The organism is Nonomuraea sp. NPDC003754 (genome assembly GCF_053605785.1).
Genome location: NZ_JBSGJX010000029.1, coordinates 1 through 15,540, shown reverse-complemented (window position 1 = coordinate 15,540; position 15,540 = coordinate 1). Strand labels below are relative to the sequence as shown.

At 71.4% G+C, this 15,540-nt stretch carries 16 protein-coding genes; 7 read left to right on the top strand and 9 right to left on the bottom strand.

Annotated features, from left to right (window positions below):
* Nucleotides 1-2: 2 nt before the first annotated feature.
* Both ACWEVS_RS30340 and ACWEVS_RS30335 read right to left on the bottom strand, forming a co-directional pair.
* Entirely contained in the window at nt 3-1,529 is a 1,527-nt protein-coding gene (locus ACWEVS_RS30340; protein ID WP_449931295.1) for an ATP-dependent DNA ligase, read from the bottom strand.
* A 318-nt stretch (nt 1,530-1,847) separates the two neighbouring features.
* Nucleotides 1,848-2,222, bottom strand: coding sequence for an FKBP-type peptidyl-prolyl cis-trans isomerase (locus ACWEVS_RS30335; RefSeq protein ID WP_449931293.1), 375 nt, complete (start codon nt 2,220-2,222; stop codon nt 1,848-1,850).
* A gap of 121 nt (nt 2,223-2,343) precedes the next feature.
* Here ACWEVS_RS30335 and ACWEVS_RS30330 point away from each other — a divergent pair, with 121 nt between their 5' ends.
* Nucleotides 2,344-2,883: an SDR family oxidoreductase gene (locus ACWEVS_RS30330; RefSeq protein WP_449931291.1), complete on the top strand. Its 540-nt coding sequence runs from the start codon at nt 2,344-2,346 to the stop codon at nt 2,881-2,883.
* Here the strand turns inward: ACWEVS_RS30330 and ACWEVS_RS30325 are convergent.
* Nucleotides 2,847-4,286 carry a GuaB1 family IMP dehydrogenase-related protein gene (locus tag ACWEVS_RS30325; RefSeq protein WP_354916618.1) on the bottom strand — a complete coding sequence of 480 codons (1,440 nt, stop codon included), beginning with the start codon at nt 4,284-4,286 and terminating at the stop codon, nt 2,847-2,849. The two genes, ACWEVS_RS30330 and ACWEVS_RS30325, sit on opposite strands and share 37 nt — an antisense overlap.
* Before the next feature lie 135 nt (nt 4,287-4,421).
* Between ACWEVS_RS30325 and ACWEVS_RS30320 the strand changes: the two genes are divergently transcribed.
* Nucleotides 4,422-4,874: a GyrI-like domain-containing protein gene (locus ACWEVS_RS30320; protein WP_452554260.1), complete on the top strand. Its 453-nt coding sequence runs from the start codon at nt 4,422-4,424 to the stop codon at nt 4,872-4,874.
* A gap of 22 nt (nt 4,875-4,896) precedes the next feature.
* Here the strand turns inward: ACWEVS_RS30320 and ACWEVS_RS30315 are convergent, their stop codons facing one another.
* The 5 genes from ACWEVS_RS30315 to ACWEVS_RS30295 form a co-directional block, all read right to left on the bottom strand.
* Nucleotides 4,897-5,421, bottom strand: a complete 525-nt coding sequence (locus ACWEVS_RS30315) for a hypothetical protein (RefSeq protein ID WP_449931286.1) — start codon at nt 5,419-5,421, stop codon at nt 4,897-4,899.
* Nucleotides 5,418-5,612 carry a helix-turn-helix transcriptional regulator gene (locus ACWEVS_RS30310; RefSeq protein WP_354916703.1) on the bottom strand — a complete coding sequence of 65 codons (195 nt, stop codon included), beginning with the start codon at nt 5,610-5,612 and terminating at the stop codon, nt 5,418-5,420. Before ACWEVS_RS30310 ends, ACWEVS_RS30315 begins: the two co-directional genes overlap by 4 nt.
* A gap of 42 nt (nt 5,613-5,654) precedes the next feature.
* Nucleotides 5,655-6,425, bottom strand: a complete 771-nt coding sequence (locus ACWEVS_RS30305; RefSeq protein WP_449931284.1) for an ABC transporter permease — start codon at nt 6,423-6,425, stop codon at nt 5,655-5,657.
* The gene (locus ACWEVS_RS30300) at nt 6,422-7,246 is read right to left on the bottom strand and encodes an ABC transporter ATP-binding protein (RefSeq protein ID WP_452554259.1); all 825 of its coding nucleotides are present in this window, start codon (nt 7,244-7,246) and stop codon (nt 6,422-6,424) included. The genes ACWEVS_RS30305 and ACWEVS_RS30300 overlap by 4 nt, the downstream gene beginning before the upstream one ends.
* Before the next feature lie 68 nt (nt 7,247-7,314).
* A complete protein-coding gene (locus ACWEVS_RS30295; protein ID WP_449931280.1) occupies nt 7,315-7,845 on the bottom strand; it encodes a TetR/AcrR family transcriptional regulator in 531 nt (176 codons plus the stop codon).
* 66 nt (nt 7,846-7,911) lie between these two features.
* Here ACWEVS_RS30295 and ACWEVS_RS30290 point away from each other — a divergent pair, with 66 nt between their 5' ends.
* On the top strand, nt 7,912-9,138 hold the full coding sequence (locus ACWEVS_RS30290; RefSeq protein ID WP_449931278.1) for an FAD-dependent monooxygenase: 1,227 nt from the start codon (nt 7,912-7,914) through the stop codon (nt 9,136-9,138).
* Here the strand turns inward: ACWEVS_RS30290 and ACWEVS_RS30285 are convergent.
* The gene (locus ACWEVS_RS30285) at nt 9,113-10,213 is read right to left on the bottom strand and encodes a CaiB/BaiF CoA transferase family protein (RefSeq protein ID WP_452554258.1); all 1,101 of its coding nucleotides are present in this window, start codon (nt 10,211-10,213) and stop codon (nt 9,113-9,115) included. The two genes, ACWEVS_RS30290 and ACWEVS_RS30285, sit on opposite strands and share 26 nt — an antisense overlap.
* Nucleotides 10,214-10,329: 116 nt before the next feature.
* Between ACWEVS_RS30285 and ACWEVS_RS30280 the strand changes: the two genes are divergently transcribed.
* The 4 genes from ACWEVS_RS30280 to ACWEVS_RS30265 form a co-directional block, all read left to right on the top strand.
* Nucleotides 10,330-11,847: a protein kinase domain-containing protein gene (locus ACWEVS_RS30280; protein ID WP_449931274.1), complete on the top strand. Its 1,518-nt coding sequence runs from the start codon at nt 10,330-10,332 to the stop codon at nt 11,845-11,847.
* A 91-nt stretch (nt 11,848-11,938) separates the two neighbouring features.
* Entirely contained in the window at nt 11,939-12,907 is a 969-nt protein-coding gene (locus tag ACWEVS_RS30275; protein ID WP_452418946.1) for an NAD(P)-dependent oxidoreductase, read from the top strand.
* A gap of 157 nt (nt 12,908-13,064) precedes the next feature.
* Nucleotides 13,065-14,414, top strand: a complete 1,350-nt coding sequence (locus ACWEVS_RS30270) for an FAD-binding oxidoreductase (RefSeq protein ID WP_449931371.1) — start codon at nt 13,065-13,067, stop codon at nt 14,412-14,414.
* 3 nt (nt 14,415-14,417) lie between these two features.
* Nucleotides 14,418-15,540 (top strand): class I SAM-dependent methyltransferase (locus ACWEVS_RS30265; RefSeq protein ID WP_452554257.1); only part of this gene is annotated, 1,123 nt, incomplete at its 3' end.

Sequence of the window (15,540 nt, the reverse complement as noted above, 5' to 3'; positions counted from 1 at the left end):
CCCTACAGCATCAGCGAGCGGACCGTCTCGACCGTGTCGGCTTCCTCCGCCCTCTTGTCCGGCCGGTAGCGCAGCACGCGGGCGAACCGCAGCGCCATGCCGCCTGGATACCGGGGCGAGCGCTGCACCCCGTCGAAGGCGATCTCCACCACCAGCTCGGGGCGGAGCGCGACCGTCCAGCCGTCGGTGGGCCCGTCGGCGATCTCCAGGAAGCGCTCGGTCTGCCAGGCGAGCAGTTCGTCGGTCAGCCCCTTGAACGTCTTGCCCAGCATGACGAACTCGCCGCTGTCAGGGTCGCGCGCGCCCAGATGGAGGTTCGACAGCTTGCCCTCGCGCCGTCCGTGGCCCCACTCGGCGGCCAGGACCACCAGGTCGAGGGTGTGCCGCGGCTTGATCTTGATCCAGCCGGCGCCGCGCCGCCCGGCCGCGTAGGCCGAGGTGAGGGACTTGGCGACCAGGCCCTCGTGGCCCCGCCGTACGACCTCGGTGAAGAACGACCCGGCGGCCGGCAGGTCGCCGGTGACCAGGCGGGGGGTGAGCAGCTCGGCGGGGACGGTGGCGGCCAGCCTCTCCTGGCGCTCGGCGTACGGCAGGTCGAGCAGGTCGGCGCCGTCGACCCGGAGCGCGTCGAAGAAGAACACGCTGAGCGGCGTCCGCGCGCGCAGCTTGGGAACGTCGGTCTTGCTGCTGACCCTGCTCGCGGTCACCTGGAACGGCTCGGGACGGCCGTCGGGGCGCAGCGCGATGACCTCGCCGTCGAGCACCAGGTCGGCGGACGGCAGCGCGAGCATCGCCTCGACCAGCTCGGGCACCTGGTCGGTGATGTCGTCGAGGGTGCGGGTGAAGACCCTGACCTCGTCGCCGGAACGGTGTGCCTGGACGCGGACGCCGTCGAGCTTCCACTCCAGCGCCGCCTGCCCGCCGATCTTCTCCAGCGCGGCGGCGACGCTGGGCGCGCTGCCGGCGAGCATGGGCGCGACCGGGCGGCCCACCTCGAGCTTGAAGGCGCGCAACGCCTCGACGCCGCCCGACAGCGCGGCCGCGCCGACCGCGGGCAGCCAGCCGCGCAACGTGAGCGCCCGCCGTACGTCGGCCGAGGGCGCGCCCGAGGCCTTGGCGACGGCCTCGATCATCACGCCGTCGAGCGCGCCCTGGCGCAGCTCGCCGGACAGCAGGCGCAGCAGGAACGACTGCTCCTGGCTGGTGACGGCGGTGAACAGCTCCTCGACCAGCGCCTTCCGGGCCGCCTGCGAGCCGGGCCCGGAGACGGCCTTGATGCGGGTCAGGAGGGCGTCGATGTCGGTGAGGGTGGCGGTGGCGACGAGCTTGGGCGGCGGAGGGTCCTGCAGCGTGCGCCAGCCGACGCCGATCTGGCGTTGGGGGAGCTCGCCCGACAGGTAGGCGATCGCGATCTCCGCCTCGTCGGCGCCGACCCGGCCGAGGAGCTCGGCCAGGTGGCCGATCTTGCCCAGACGGGCGGAGGTCCTGGCCACGGCCTCGGAGACACGGACGACGTCGATCAGCAGCACACCGCTTATGTTGCCCTACGGAACCGACAAAAGTCGCCCCTGACCTCGTCGCCGCCCGGGCCGACCGCTCCGGGCGGATGGCGGAGGTGCTTCCCGGCGGCAAGCCGGCCGGGCGGCGCGGGGCGGTGGATGCGGGGTGCAGCCATGGTGGCTCATGCGCAGGGGGCCGGCGGGTGTAGCGCGGCGGGAGCGCGCCTTTGCCGGGACTGCCGGGCGGGGAACCGGCGTGGTCGGCGCGCGGGTGCAGCGAAGAAGGAGGTTACGCGCGCAGGAGAGGGTGGTGGGGTACGGCGGGCCGTACCCCACGCATACTCGGGGTCAGCGCACGCCGAGCAGGTCGACGACGAAGATGAGCGTCTCGCCCGGCTTGATGCGGGCGCCGGCGCCGCGGCTGCCGTAGCCGAGGTGCGGCGGGATGACAAGCTTGCGCCGTCCGCCGACCTTCATGCCCGCCACGCCCTGGTCCCAGCCCGCGATGACGCGCCCGCCACCCAGCGGGAACTCGAACGGCGTGCCGCGGTTCCACGACGCGTCGAACTCCTCACCGGAGGAGAAGGCCACGCCGACGTAGTGCACCTGGACGGTGTGTCCAGACTTGGCCTCGGGGCCGTCCCCCTCGACGATGTCGACGATCTCCAGGTCGGCAGGCGGGTTGCCCTCCGGGAAGTCGATCTCCGGCTTCTCGAGTGCCACGATGTTCTCCTTGATGGATGTCTGGTTGACCCACCGACTCTATGGCAGCGAGCGGCGCACCCTGGCGGTGACGCCGGCGGGGCCTTCGACGGACGTGCCGGTTCCGTGGTGAACTGATCGCATGGCCACGTCGCTGAGCGGACGAGTCGCGGTGATCATCGGCGCGGCGAAGGATGTCGCGGAGACGGTCGCGGCGGCGGGCGCCACCGTCGTCGTGGGCGTCCGCTCGCCGGGTGACAGGCCGGCCGCCGACCTGGTGCTGACGCTGGACCCGGGCGATCCGATGGCGCTGAACGTGCTCGCGACGGCCGTCGAGGAACGCTACGGCCGTATCGACCTGCTGGTGGCCGCCGCGACGGGCGCGACGCAGGCGCCCTTCGAGTCGGTCTCCGCCAGGGCGGAGCGTGATCTCGTCGAGGCGAACTTCACCGGCGTCACCGGGGTGATCAGGCGGTTGCTGCCGCTGATGGGCCGCGGTTCGTCGATCGTCGTGCTGGTGCCGGAGCAGGCCCGCCACGCTCTCGACGCCGCCATGCGGGCGGCGGTCGAGAGCCTGTGCGCGGCGCTGGCGGTGGAACTGGCTCCGCGCGGCGTCGCCGTCAGCGCCGTCACGGAGCCCGCCGCCTACCAGCTCTGGTGCAGCGGCATGCCTTCGGTGTAGCCGGACGAGCTCTGGATGCCGACGACGGCCCGCTCGTGGAACTCCTCCAGCGTCGAGGCGCCCGCGTAGGTGCACGCGGAGCGCAGGCCCGCCACGATGGCGTCGATCTGGTCCTCGACGCTGGGGCGCTGCTGGTCGAGGTACATGCGGGAGGTGGAGATGCCCTCCTCGAACAGCGCCTTGCGGGCCCGCTCGAACGGGCTGTCCTCGGCGGTGCGCAGCCGTACGGCACGCGCGGAGGCCATCCCGAAGTTCTCCTTGTACTTGCGGCCGTCGGCGTCGGTGCGAGCGTCGCCGGGCGACTCGTAGGTGCCGGCGAACCAGGAGCCGATCATGACGTTCGCCGCGCCGGCGGCCAGGGCGAGGGCCACGTCGCGCGGGTGCCGCACCCCTCCGTCGGCCCAGACGTGCCGGCCCAGGCGGCGCGCCTCGGCGGCGCACTCGAGCACGGCGGAGAACTGCGGCCGGCCCACGCCGGTCATCATCCGGGTGGTGCACATCGCGCCGGGGCCGACGCCCACCTTGAGGATGTCGGCGCCGGCCTCGACCAGGTCGCGCACACCCTCGGCCGTCACCACGTTGCCCGCGGCGACGGGCACGCCGGGCTCGAGCGCCCTGACGGCGCGCAGCGCGGAGATCATCTTCTCCTGGTGGCCGTGCGCGGTGTCGACGACGAGGCAGTCGACGCCCGCGTCGAGCAGTTCCTTGGCCTTGGCGGCCACGTCGCCGTTGACGCCGACGGCGGCCGCGACGCGCAGCCTGCCCTGGGCGTCGACCGCGGGCTGGTAGAGGGTGGCGCGCAGCGCGCCGGTGCGGGTCAGGATGCCGACCAGGCGGCCGGAGCCGTCGACGACGGGCGCCAGGCGGTGGCGGCCCTCGTGCAGCATGTCGAACGCCTCGCGCGGGTCGAGCCCCGCCGGCAGCGTGAGCGGCTGCGCCGACATCACCTGCGAGAGCTGGGTGAACATGTCGACGCCGTGGCAGTCGGCCTCGGTGACGACGCCCACCGGGCGGTTGTCCCAGTCGACGATGATGACCGCGCCGTGCGCCCGCTTCGGCAGCAGCGCCAGCGCCTCGCCGACGGTGTCGTGCGGGGTGAGGGTGATCGGGGTGTCGTGCACCAGGTCGCGCTTCTTGACCCAGTCGACGACGTCGGCGACCACGTCGATCGGGATGTCCTGTGGGATGACCGTGAGGCCGCCCCTGCGGGCGACGGTCTCGGCCATGCGACGGCCGGCCACCGCCGTCATGTTCGCGACCACGAGGGGCAGGGTGGTGCCCGTGCCGTCGTTGGTCGACAGGTCGACCGCGAGCCTGGAGCCGATCGAGGACCGCGACGGGACCATGAACACGTCGCTGTAGGTCAGGTCGTATGCCGGCTCGAGTCCGTTGAGAAACTTCACGTTCGTCCATCCTACTTGCCGGAACCGGACAGTCCACGCGGGTGCAGAAGGAGCGCGGCTGCTGGTCACCCAGGGTCTTTCCCCCTTTCGATGGCCATATGATCTGCGGGACGGATCTGGGGGATGGAGGACGCGTTGGACATCGTTGAGCGGTCCGAACTGCTGGTGGTGGGGCTGGCCGTACGCACCACGAACGCCGACGAGATGGACCCGTCGAGGGCGAGGCTGCCGGCGGTGTGGCAGCGGGCGGGTGCGCCGGGGGCTTTCGCGCACGTGCCGGGCCGGCTGGACGAGAACCTGTACGCGGTGCTGACCGACTACGAGAGCGACCACCACGGCGCGTACACGCAGATCGTCGGGGTCGGTGTCAGGACCGTTCCACGACTGCCCGAGGGCATGGTCGCGGTGCGGGTGCCGGCGGGGCAGTCGCTGAAGGCGGAGGCCAGGGGGCCGATGCCGCAGGCGATCATCGAGGCGTGGCAGCAGGTGTGGAAGCACAGCGAGTCGGGCGGCACGCCCGCCAGGTCGTTCACCACCGACCTGGAGGTGCACCACCCGGCGGGCGCCGATCTCTACATCGCGGTCTGACCCGCCGGCGGGCGCCGCGGGGTCATTCGTCGTCGTCGGGCGGGTCCGTGGCCTGCCACGCGGCGACGAGCAGCGGGATCGTGTAATGCGTCACGAAAAGCGTCAGCGCCAGCGGCGCCAGCAGGGCCACGGGCACGGTGAAGGTGAGCCGGCCGCCCTCGAAGCTCCAGAGGTTGGCCAGGACGAGCAGCGAGCCGAGCACCAGGCTGGTCGCCCGGTGCGCGGAGGTGAAGGCCCTGCGCCGCTCGGCCAGCTGCCGCTCGTCGAGGAAGCGTTCGGGCAGGTAGAGCACACCCCTGGTGCCCGCGTGGAGCCAGCCGGTCACCGGCAGCCCCGCCAGCAGGCTGATGCCGAACATCGACAGGTAGACGTTGCGGGCCAGGTCGCTCGGCGCGTAGCGGGCGATCACCACCAGCCCCGCCCACAGCAGCACCAGGGCGGCCACCGCGACGGCGACCAGGCGGCGCCGGGCGGGCCTGGTGGCCCACAGCCGGCCGGCGGGCAGGTTCTCCAGGCGCTCGCGACGCTTCTCCCACGTGTCCATCACGACCCCAGCCTGGCGAACGGACGGAGCGAGAAGACGACCTCCACCGGCACCTCGAAATACTCGGCGATCCTCAGGGCGAGGAACAGCGACGGACTGTACTCGCCCCGCTCCAGGTAGCCGACCGTCTGGTAGTGGACGCCGAGGGCCGCTGCCAGGTCCTTGCGGGAGATCCCGCGCTCGGCCCTGAGCATCGGGATCCTGTTGTAGACGACCTCGTTCGACACCGGGAATCCTCACCTGTGGGTGACCCTGCGCAACAGCCACGGTGCCAGCACCATACCGGCCAGCGCCCACGCGCCCATCACCGTCGCCGCGGTCCCGAGCTCCCACGTGCCGTGCAGCTCGCCCGCCGCCGAGTCGAAGAAGGCCGCCCGCAGCCCGTGGGCCTGCCAGTAGAGCGGGAAGGCCTGGCCGATCCACTGCACCGCCTCCGGCATCATCCGCAGCGGGACCATCACGCCCGACGCGAGCATCAGCAGCATGGTCGGCAGCCCGATGACCGCCGCCGCGGTCTTCGCGCTCGGCAGCATGGCGCCGATCGCCGTGCCGAGCGGGACCACGGCCAGCGTGCCGAGCGGGAGCACCCACAGCAGCGTCAGCCAGTCGGAGGGCGCGCGCAGGCCGCCGAAGGCGGCCCCGAGGGCCATCATGACCGCCGAGTGCCCCGCGATGTGCAGCAGGAGCGAGAACGCCCTGCCGGTCACGTACACCGGCACGCCCTTCGGGATCGCGCGCAGCCGCAGCAGCGCCCCCTCCTCCCTGTCGGCGGCGATCAGCATCGGCAGCGACATGGTGCCCGCCGAGAACACGGTGAAGGCGATGAAGCCGACCGCCATGAAGGCGCCCATGCCGACCCCGCCGCCGGCGGGGTTGTCGCCGATCCACAGCATCATCAGGACGAACGTCACCATGCCCACGAGCTGGCCGCCCAGCTCCCTGCCGTCCCGCATGATCGAGCCCTGCTCGATGAGGCCACGCCTCACGCCCAGCGCCAACGTGTTCACGCCGCGGTCCTTTCCACCAGGTTGAGGTAGCTCTCTTCGAGGGTCGGGCGCCTGATCTCCAGGCCGGGGACGGGCCCGCCGTACCGCTGGTGCAGCCGCCAGGCCAGCTCGGACGGCTCGGCCGTGTGCTTGGCGCCGTCCCGCCAGCGCACCAGCGAGGGCGCCTGTACGGCATGGGCCAGCTCGGCCGGCGTGCCGAACACCGCGATCCGCCCGTCGACCAGGATGGCGATGCGGTCGGCCAGCTTCTCGGCCTCGGCCAGGTCGTGCGTGGTGAGCACGATCGTCGTGTCGAGGCCGCGGATCAGGTCGTGGAACTCCCTGCGCGCCTCCGGGTCGAAGCCTGTGGTCGGCTCGTCGAGGAAGAGCAGCTCGGGCCTTCCGACGATGCCGAGGGCCACGTCGAGCCTGCGCCGCTGGCCGCCGGACAGCCGGCCGACCTTGGCGGCCGCCTGCCGGCTCAGGCCGAGGGCCCGCAGCAGCTCGCCGGTGTCCCAGGGGTCGGGGTAGTGGGCGGCGACGTGGTCGAGCAGCGTGGCGACCCGCCAGCGGGGGTGGTCGCGCCAGTCCTGCAGCACCACGCCCAGCCTGGCCCGCCACACGTCGCCGCCGGTGGCGGGGTCCTGGCCGAGCACCCGCACCTCGCCGCCCGTGCGGCGCCGGAAGCCTTCGAGGATCTCGACCGTGGTCGTCTTCCCGGCGCCGTTGGGGCCGAGGAGCGCGACCGTCTCCCCGCGTCTCACGTCGAGGTCGACGCCGCGCAGGATCTCGCGCGGGCCGTACGACATCCGCAGCCCGCGGACGCTCACCACAGTACTCATGCTCGTGAATATAGTAGACCTACTACATTCGACACAAGCTCTATGACATCGGCGACGCCGCCTGAGGGTCAGAGGCCGAGGGCCGCCATGGCGGAGTCGACGGCGAGCGGGCGCACGACCTCGGCGGGCAGATCGCGGAAGCTCCACGTGCAGTCGGCCAGCCCGCCCAGCGCCACCACGGCCCGCACCTGCGCGGCGAGGGGCGCGTCGACGCCGACGAGCATGGCGCCGAGCCGTTCCCGCCACTCCGACACGATCTCCAGGAGCCCGAGGTCGTTCAGGATCGAGGTCTCGCGCACCGCGACCATGAGGATGTCGCGATGCCTGAAGTGGAAGTCGAAGTAGCCCTCGAGCAGGGACCGGGGCTCGATGTCGGGGCGGGCGGTCGTCTGCTCGAGGAAGATCCTGCCGTCCTCGATCAGCGGCACGATGATGCTGCGCACCAGCTCCTCGCGCGAGGCGAAGTGGTAGTAGAGCGCCGGCTTGGTGATCCCCAGCCGGTCGGCGATCTCCTGGAGGCTGGTCCGCTGCACCCCCTGCGCGATGAACAGCTCTCTGGCCACCTGCTGGATGCGTTCTCTGGTCTTTCCCTGTGCCACGACACCCCAGCTTACTTATCGATCGGTAAACAGCTATGCTTACTTATCGATAAGTAAGGAGACCTGATGAAGATCCTGATCTCCGGAGCGAGCGTCTCCGGCCCCGTGCTGGCCTACTGGCTCAGCCGTTACGGCTTCGCCCCCACCGTCGTCGAGCGGGCGCCCGCCCTGCGCAAGGCGGGCGGCCACGCGGTCGACCTGTTCAAGCCGGCCATGGACATCGTCGAACGCATGGGCGTGGTCGACGCGATCATGGGAAGGAAGACCGGCACCGAGCGGATCACGATGCTCAGGGAGGGTTCCGCCAAACCGGTGACCATCGAGGTGGCCAGGCTGATGGGCGGCATGTCCGACAGACATGTCGAGATCATGCGCGACGACCTCAGCGAGGTCCTCTACGAGGCGACCAGGGACGACGTGGAGTACGTCTTCGGCGACTCCATCACCTCGATCTCCGACGACGGACAGGTCACCTTCGAACGCGGCGAGCCGCGCCGCTTCGACCTGGTGATCGGCGCCGACGGCCTGCACTCCAACGTGCGGCGGCTGGTGTTCGGCCCCGAGTCGCGCTACGCGCACTGGCTCGGCGCCTACATCGCGGTCGCCACCATCCCCAACTACCTCGGCCTCAGCGACCGGATGATCGGCCTGCCCACCGTCGACCGCATGATCGGCGTCTACAGCGCCCGCCAGATGGACGACGCGCGCGCCTTCTTCTTCCTGCGGCCCGCCGAGCAGCTCGACTACCACTACCGCGACACCGCGCGCCAGAAGGAACTGCTGCGCGCCCACTTCACGGGTCTGGGCTGGGACGAGACGCCCAGGCTGCTCGACGAGGTGGACCGCGCCGAGGTGTTCTACTTCGACTCCATCACCCAGCTGCACATGGAGACCTGGTCGCGGGGCCGCGTCACGCTGGTCGGCGACGCCGCCTACTGCCCGGGACCCGCTGTCGGCGGCAGCACCAGCATCGCGGTCGTGGGCGCCTACATCCTGGCGGGCGAACTGGCGGCGGCGAAGGGCGACCACACCCGCGCCTTCGCCGCCTACGAGCGGGAGATGGCCGACTACGTACGGCGCAGCCGCGAGTTCGCCGTCACCGCCGCCAAGCGCCTCATCCCCACCAGCAGGGCGGGGACGTGGGCGCTGGTCAACGGCGCGCGCCTGGTCACCAGCCTGCCCGTCGCCCTCACCAGGGCGGTCACCAGGCGCAGTGGCGCGAACCTCGGCATGCACGACACCTTCGAGCCGAAGGACTACAGCTTCCTCACGCCAGCACGCCCCCCTGCCTGAGCTTGGCCGCCCGCTCGCCGTCCAGGCCCCAGGCCGTCAGGTCCGCCAGCCTGGTGGCCGGGGCGAGATCCGGTGCCGGCACGCCGACCAGCCGGGGCGCCGGCACCGGCTGGACGACCTCGCCCACCCTGGTGAAGGTGCCGCGCGCCGCGTTGTGCGGGTGATCGGGCGCCTCCGCCATGGACAGCACGGGCGAGACGCACGCGTCCGAACCGGCGAAGACCGCCTCCCACTCCGCCCTCGTCCGCTCCTTGAAGGCCGCCTCCAGTCGCAGCCGCAGCGCGGGCCACTGGGTCGGGTCGTTCCTGTCGGGCAGGTCGCCGAGCCCCGCCTTCTCCACGAACTCCGCCCAGAACTGCGGCTCCAGCGCGCCGAGGGCCATAAAGCCCCCGTCGGCGGTCTCGTAGGTGTCGTAGAACGGGGCTCCCGTGTCCAGCAGGTTGGTGCCGCGCGGCCCCCATCCGGACCGGTAGAACATCGCGAACAGCAGGGCCGCGCCGTCCACCATCGCGGCGTCGACGACCCGGCCCCTGCCGGTCCGCTCGCGCTCGAACAACGCCAGCAGCACGCCGTAGGCGAGCATGAGGCCGCCGCCGGCGAAGTCGCCGAGGATGTTGATCGGCGGCGTGGGCTTGTCGCCGGCGCGCCCGAGCGTCGACAGCACCCCGGAGATCGCGATGTAGTCGATGTCGTGTCCCGCGGTCGCGGCCAGCGGGCCGTCCTGGCCCCAGCCGGTCATGCGGCCGTAGACGAGGCGCTCGTTGATCGCGTGCAGGTCGGCGGGCCCGATGCCCAGGCGCTCGGCGACGCCGGGCCGGAAGACCTCGATGACCACGTCGGCGTGCGCGGCCAGGTCCCTGAACGCCGCCACGCCCTCCGGTGATTTCAGATCGAGCCCGATGGTGCGCTTGCCCCGGTCCATCACGTCCGTGCGCGGCCGGTCGGAGACGGCCGCCACCCTGTCGACGCGCAGCACCTCGGCCCCGTGGTCGGCGAGCATCATCCCGGCGAAGGGCCCGGGCGCCAGCCCGGCCAGCTCCAGCACCTTCACCCCTGCCAGCGGTCCCTGAGTCATGCTCAAGAACTTTATTCGGTACGGCCGCGCGGCGACAGTCCCAGTAAGATCGTCATGCCGCTCGGTCCGACGGACAGACCCGCACGTTTGTCAGGGGTATGGGAAACTTGCGCCTTATGGCTTCGCAATCCGATCAGCTGATCGCCCACCGCTACCGCCTGGCCAGTGAGCTGGGCAGAGGCGGCATGGGCGTGGTCTGGGAGGGCCACGACACGCTGCTCAACCGGTCGATAGCGGTCAAGGAGGTCTTACTCCCGCCCGAGCTGTCCAAGGCCGACAGGGAGCGCCACCTGATGCGCACCGCCCGCGAGGCGCGTACGGCGGCCAGACTCAACCACCCGAGCGTCGTGGCCGTCTATGACGTCGTGGAGGAGGACGGCCGCCCGTGGATCATCATGGAGCTGGTCCGCGCCCCCGGCCTCGACGAGGTCGTGGCCACCCAGGGCGCGCTGCCCGTCCGGGAGGCCGCCGAGGTCGGCCGCCAGGTGCTGTCGGCGCTGAAGGCCGCCCACGAGGTGGGCATCCTGCACCGCGACGTCAAGCCGAGCAACATCCTGCTGTGCGACGACGGCCGCGCGGTCCTGACCGACTTCGGCATCGCCACCGCCGAGGGTGACAGCTCCCTCACCAGGACCGGCATGGTCACCGGATCGCCCGCCTTCCTCGCCCCCGAGCGGGTGCGCGGCCTCGACGACATCGGCCCGCCCTCCGACCTGTGGTCGCTCGGCGCCACCCTCTACGCCGCGCTCACCGGACGCTCGCCCTTCGACCGCGCCGAGCCGATGGCCACCCTCTCGGCGCTGCTGGGGGAGGAGCCCGACTACCGCAGGATCCCGCCCGCCCTCCACCCCGTGCTGAAGGGGCTGCTGAAGAAGGAGCCGGAGGAGCGGCTGACCGCCGCCGAGGCCGACACGCTGCTCCAGCGGATCATCGAGGAGCAGGCCGCCAAGCAGAACCTCGACGACGATGACGACGACCGTCCCGCCCGGCGCGGCCGCCGTACGACGCTGATGGCGGCCGCGGCGGCGGTGCTGGTGGTCACCGTGGGAGCGGGCGCCTACCTGAAGCTCTCCCCGGACGAGGCGCAGGGCAGCGCGCGCGTGCCGCAGGCCGCCGCCACCCGGCCGGTCGCGGCCACGGGCACCCCCGCCCCCTCGGCGACGCCGTCGGCCACCCCCGCCCCCTCCAGGCGGCCGGTCGCGCTCACCCGCCTGTGGACCTCGCCCGACGGCTGGTCGATCCAGCGGCCGACCCGGTGGAAGGGCGCCCGCGCCCAGGCCTACACGCAGTGGACCCGCCCCGACCGCTCCGCCCATCTCGGCGTCGAGGAGCAGTACGCCACGCTCGACCCGCACCAGATCCTGCGCGACGCGGAGGAGAGCATGACCGCGGCCACGGACGTGCGCACCCTGCGCCGCAAGGCCGTGCAGGGCGCGGTGGAGTGGGAGTTCACCTGGACCGCCGCCCCCGGGCACCCGTGGGCGACGGCGGGCCGGCTCTACCACGAGGTACGGCGGGCGACGGTGGCCGGCGACACGGCGTACGTGGTGTCGTGGACGGTCGCCGACGAGCAGTGGCGCCGCTACGGCAGGATGATGCGCCAGGTGATGGGCAGCTTCACCGCGGCGGGCTGACGGGCGGGCCGCCGACTCTGTCCGCGGGTGGGCGGGAAGGGTCGACGGCCAGGTGTGGTCAGGGGGCGGGCCGCGTCCTAGGGTCGGGCCCATGACTCCCTGGAACCTGCTGGCCCTGGCCCCGCTGCCGCCCGAGGCGATAGGCGGCCTGCTCGCCCCGCTCGGCGAGCGCATCACGCTCGTGACCGCGCGCGACAGGGCCGCGATGGACGCCGCGCTCCCCGAGGCGGAGGTCGTGCTCGGCGACTGGAGCGGCACCCTGGCCATGGACGCCGCCGCGGTCGCCGCCGCCCCGCGCCTGGCCTTCGTCCAGCAGCCGTCCGTCGGAGTCGACGGCCACGACCTGGCCGCGCTGTCGGCGGCCGGGGTGCCGCTGGCCAACACCGCGGGCGTCAGCGCCACCGCGGTGGCCGAATGGTGCGTGGGCGCCGCGCTCGCCATGACCCGCCGCATGGTCGCCGCCGACGCGGCCGTCCGCGCGGGCCGGTGGCCGCAGCTCGACCTTGGCCCGCGCGAACTGTCGGGCTCCCGGGTCGGCATCGTCGGCTACGGCCCGATCGGCGAGCACTGCGCCCGCCTGTTCGCGGCGTTCGGCTGCGAGGTCTCCCACTGGACGCGCACACCGCGCGCTTCCGGCCACGCCCCGCTCGACGAGGTCGTCGCCACCTCCGACGTGCTGGTCGTGGTGATCGCGCTGTCCGACCAGACGCGCGGACTCGTCGATCCCGCCGCGATGAAGAAGGGCGCGTTCCTCGTCAACGCCGCCCGAGGCGGCGTGGTCGACCAGCGGGCACTGGCCGCGGCGCTGCGCGAGGGGCACCTGGCGGGCGCGGCGCTGGACGTCTTCGACAGCGAGCCCCTGCCGGACGGCGACCCGCTGCGCGGACTGGACGGCCTCCTCCTGTCTCCCCACGTCGCGGGCGTCACGCCCCAGTCCACCGTCCGGCTGATCGCCGCGGTGCTGTCCAACCTGACCGCCGCGCTCGACGGGCGGCCGGTCGCCAACGTGGTCAACGACGCGCCCGCGCGGGTCCGCAGACGCGACGTATCAGGTCAGTAGTGTTTCCGTCGGTTCGCCGTCCGCGTAGGGGTTTCACCTGGGACGCTAGGAAGTTTTCGGGGGTTTAACCACCCCGGCCTGTTCCGAGCTGGATCAGGGAGATACCGTCTTACGGACGATCTCGATCGCAGCTTCTGGGGGTGTTTCTGTGACAACGATGTCGGCCCACCAGCGGGCCGTCGAACAGATCCGGCAGTCCTACGCCGAGATTCCCGAGGGAGCGGCTCCCCGGCTGGCCAAGGCGACCTCCAACCTGTTCAGGTTCCGCGACACGGGCAAGGCCGCCAAGCTGTCGGCCCGCGACCTCGACGAGGTCATCAGCGTCGACCCGGACACGATGACCGCCGAGGTCCAGGGCATGACGACCTACGAGGACCTGGTCGACGCCACCCTGCGCCACGGGCTCATGCCGTACGTCGTCCCGCAGCTGAAGACGATCACCCTCGGGGGCGCCGTCACGGGGCTCGGCATCGAGTCGACCAGCTTCAGGGACGGCCTGCCGCACGAGTCGGTCGAGGAGATGGAGATCCTGACCGGTGACGGCCGCGTCGTGGTCGCTCGCGACGACAACGAGCACCGCGAGCTGTTCCGGGCCTTCCCCAACTCCTACGGCACGCTCGGCTACGCGCTCAGGATCCGCATCAGGCTGAAGAAGGTCCAGCCGTACGTCAGGCTGACGCATCTGCGCTTCACCGACGCAGCCAAGTGCATGCTGGCCATGCAGGAGATCTGCGAGCAGATGGTGCACGACGGCGAGCCGGTCGACTTCGTGGACGGGGTGTTCTTCGACCCCACGGAGATGTACATCACGCTCGGCCGCTTCGCCGAGCGCGCGCCGTACACCTCCGACTACACCGGGATGCGCATCTACTACCAGTCGATCAGGAAGCGCGGCCGCGACTGGCTGACGGTGCGCGACTACCTGTGGCGCTGGGACACCGACTGGTTCTGGTGCTCGCGTGCCTTCGGCGTGCAGCAGCCGCTGGTGCGCTCGCTGATGCCGCGCCGGTGGATGCGCTCCGACGTCTACCGCAAGCTGGTCGCCCTCGACCGCAGGTACGGCGTGGTCGCCAGGGTCGACAGGTGGCGCGGCGCTCCCGTCCAGGAGTCGGTCATCCAGGACGTGGAGACCCCGATCGAGCGGGGCGCGGAGTTCCTGGAGTTCTTCCACGCCAAGGTGGGGATGACCCCGGTCTGGATGTGCCCGCTGCGCTCGTCGAGCGCCTGGCCGCTGTACCCGCTCGAGACGGGCAAGCTCTACGTCAACTTCGGCTTCTGGGGCCTGGTCCCGCTGCCGCGCGGACAGTTCGACGGCTACTACAACCGGCTGATCGAGAACGAGGTGCACCATCTCGACGGCCACAAGTCGCTGTACTCGACCTCGTTCTACGCCCGCGAACAGTTCTGGAAGCTGTACAACGGCGATGCTTACTGGCCGGTCAAGCGGGAATACGACCGGAACGGTCGCCTGCTGGACCTGTACGACAAGTGTGTGCGGGGAAGGTGAGAGATGGCTCTCGCGAGCATCTTTGAGAAGATCGTTGGTGCGGACACCAACATCGCGTTCATGGCTTACGACGGCAGCAAGGCCGGTCCCGACGGTGCGGACGTGCGCATCGAGGTGAAGTCTCCCATCGCCGTGGCCTATCTGGCGCAGGCGCCCGGAGAGCTCGGCCTGGCCAGGGCGTACGTGTCGGGGCACATCGACGTCCATGGCGACATGTACACCCTGCTGGACCGGATGTGGAACATCACCACCAACGACCTGACGCTCGGTGAGAAGATCGAGGCCGTCCGGGCGCTGGGTACCAAGCCGCTGCTGATGCGCGTTCCGCCGCCGCCTCAGGAGATGCGCAGGAGCACGCTGGCCAGGCTCGGCTCGCGCCACGCCAAGCAGCGTGACGCCGAGGCGATCCACCATCACTACGACGTCTCCAACCGGTTCTACGAGTGGGTGCTCGGCCCCTCCATGGCCTACACCTGCGCCGTCTTCCCCCGCGAGGACGCCTCGCTGGAGGAGGCGCAGTTCACCAAGTTCGACCTGGTGGCCAGGAAGCTCGACCTCAAGCCGGGCATGCGCCTGCTCGACGTCGGCTGCGGCTGGGGCGGCATGGTGATGCACGCCGCCCGCGAGTACGGCGTCAAGGCGCTCGGCGTCACGCTGTCCAGGCAGCAGGCCGAGTGGGCGCAGAAGGCGATCGTGGACGCGGGGCTGCAGGACCTGGCGGAGGTCCGTTTCATGGACTACCGCGACGTCGCCGAGAGCGACTTCGACGCCGTCAGCTCCATCGGCCTCACCGAGCACATCGGCAAGGAGCAGCTGCCCGGCTACTTCGCCGACCTGTACGGCAAGCTCAGGCCCGGCGGCAGGCTGCTCAACCACTGCATCACCCGCCCGACCAGCACCGAGAAGACGATCAACAAGGGCGGATTCATCAACCGCTACGTCTTCCCCGACGGCGAGCTCGAGTCGGCCGGCTACCTCATCTCGATGATGGAGAACTCCGGCTTCGAGGTCCGTCACGAGGAGAACCTGCGCGAGCACTACGCCCGCACGCTGAAGTTCTGGTGCGACAACCTGGACGACAACTGGGAGGACGCCCTCCAGGAGGTCGGCCAGGGCACCGCCAGGG

Coding starts and splice junctions, on each gene's coding strand:
- ACWEVS_RS30330 (WP_449931291.1), top strand. CDS start 2,344: ATGGCCACGTCGCTGAGCGGACGAGTCGCGGTGATCATCGGCGCGGCG.
- ACWEVS_RS30285 (WP_452554258.1), bottom strand. CDS start 10,213: ATGACTCAGGGACCGCTGGCAGGGGTGAAGGTGCTGGAGCTGGCCGGG.
- ACWEVS_RS30270 (WP_449931371.1), top strand. CDS start 13,065: ATGTCGGCCCACCAGCGGGCCGTCGAACAGATCCGGCAGTCCTACGCC.
- ACWEVS_RS30280 (WP_449931274.1), top strand. CDS start 10,330: ATGGCTTCGCAATCCGATCAGCTGATCGCCCACCGCTACCGCCTGGCC.
- ACWEVS_RS30290 (WP_449931278.1), top strand. CDS start 7,912: ATGAAGATCCTGATCTCCGGAGCGAGCGTCTCCGGCCCCGTGCTGGCC.
- ACWEVS_RS30310 (WP_354916703.1), bottom strand. CDS start 5,612: ATGCTCAGGGCCGAGCGCGGGATCTCCCGCAAGGACCTGGCAGCGGCC.
- ACWEVS_RS30300 (WP_452554259.1), bottom strand. CDS start 7,246: ATGAGTACTGTGGTGAGCGTCCGCGGGCTGCGGATGTCGTACGGCCCG.
- ACWEVS_RS30275 (WP_452418946.1), top strand. CDS start 11,939: ATGACTCCCTGGAACCTGCTGGCCCTGGCCCCGCTGCCGCCCGAGGCG.